Origin of the sequence: Campylobacter sp. 107 (assembly GCF_002383835.1) — a bacterium.
GTDB classification, from domain to species: Bacteria; Campylobacterota; Campylobacteria; order Campylobacterales; family Campylobacteraceae; genus Campylobacter_D; species Campylobacter_D jejuni.
Genome location: NZ_NXBA01000004.1, coordinates 1 through 1,751 on the forward strand (window position 1 = coordinate 1; position 1,751 = coordinate 1,751).

Annotated in this window: 1 protein-coding gene; it reads right to left on the minus strand. The window is 28.6% G+C overall.

Annotated features, from left to right (window positions below; genetic code table 11):
* Positions 1–1,521: DUF6402 family protein (locus tag BGS40_RS00020; RefSeq protein WP_096738193.1), on the minus strand; the 1,521-nt coding region annotated here is incomplete at its 3' end.
* Between the last annotated feature and the right edge of the window lie 230 nt (positions 1,522–1,751).

Sequence of the window (1,751 nt, forward strand, 5' to 3'; positions counted from 1 at the left end):
AACTCCTGTATTATAAAGCACATTATAAGCTTTATCTTTAAAATCAAGCTTAGTGATAAAATCCTTACTATAAAGTCTAAAATCCAAACCATAAGGAGTGAATTTTTGATAGTCTTGGTAATCTTGATTATAAAGATAATATTGTTTAGTTTTTGGGGATTGTAGAATGTCTTCAAAGGTTATTTTGGGTATGGGTATGCACTTCAAGCGCCATTTTGGACTATAAGTTCTCATCTGTCTTGTAGAACCCCAAATACTAAAACTCTTTTCATTAAAATCCCAAGCCCCAACAGGTTGTCCTAGCTTGATAAAATTTCCATCATCATCAAATTCGTGTCCTTGATCTAAAAAATCAAAGCTATCATAAACATAAACAAGCATTTCATCAACGCGGTATAGCACTTTTTCTCTATCTCCTTGAATTTCTTTTTTAATGCTTAATTTCGAAGGAACAAAATTAAAAGAAAATTTACCACTACAAGCATAAAGAGATAGATCTTGCATGAGTTCATCATAAGTTTGCTCTAAAGTCTCATATGTATTATAAGTAAGTCCAAATGGCGATGTCGCAAAAATAAATTTATCAAGTCTAGCATAAGAAAAATCTACCTTAAATTTCTCTGCAATATTTATACCTAAATTTTGCCAAATTTGTCTGAAAAACTCATCATCACCCACACCTATATATTGACAATTTAAAGTATCAAGCTCATAGGGCTTACAGTCTAAAATGCGTTTATAATCTTTTGAAATTTCATCATTTTCTTTAATGATGATATAAGATTCTTCATTTTTATCGCTTCGATTTTCTTTTATATCGATCGCAAAATCAAATTTATATTCTCCTCGAGGCAAATTTTTTAATATCAAAATATTATGAGTTTTTTGTAAGATTATTTCTATTTGCTTTGTAAAATTTTGAGTGTATATGTCTTCTTTTGTATGAAATTTTTTACTTAGTCTTTTTATTATAGGAAAATGAGAATAAAACTTATCCCAATCTAGCGTAGTGTAAAATTTAATAGAACGCCTTTCTTCTCTTACTTCATTTGTTTTATTATCTACATGGCGCGAAAAACGCTCTGAATTTTGCCTTAGTCTTTTCATCTCTTGGGTTTGTGTGTTGTTTGGATAAGGGGTATAATGTAAAATAAGAGGTTCTATACCTTTACTTTGTAAGAAATTTTGTATTTCTTTTAGTCTTTGTTCTGCTTGGGGATTATTAGGCTTATTTTGTTTTACGGGGAGATGATAATTTTGTATTGTATCTATCTTAGGGCTATTTTGCCACAATACTTGAAGTTGATAGCTAATAGCCCAACCTAGTGTTGCTATTTCATTATTGCTTTTTTGATAGTATTTAAATTCATTATAACAACACTCTAATTCTGTAGGTAAAACTGTTTCATCATATTGTAAAGTGCTAAAATTTATATTATTAATATAAATTTGGCTCTTTAAAGTTTCTTCATTAATATGTCCTACTGGAAGAATGTTTTTCCAAAAAAGTTCTTCATCCATTATTTCATCCTATTGTTTTTATATTTTAGAAATTCCTTAAGCATGTTCTCATTTAAATTTATAGAATACCTAGTCCAGCACATTCTAGCATATTTATAAAGTTTCATATATTTGGCTTGTTTTCATATGTTATTTTATCCTTTATGATTTGCATTTGAATTCATTACTAGGAGAAAAATAATAACTAGGTGTATCTTGTTTTATGGCATTATCTTGATCTAATTCTCCAA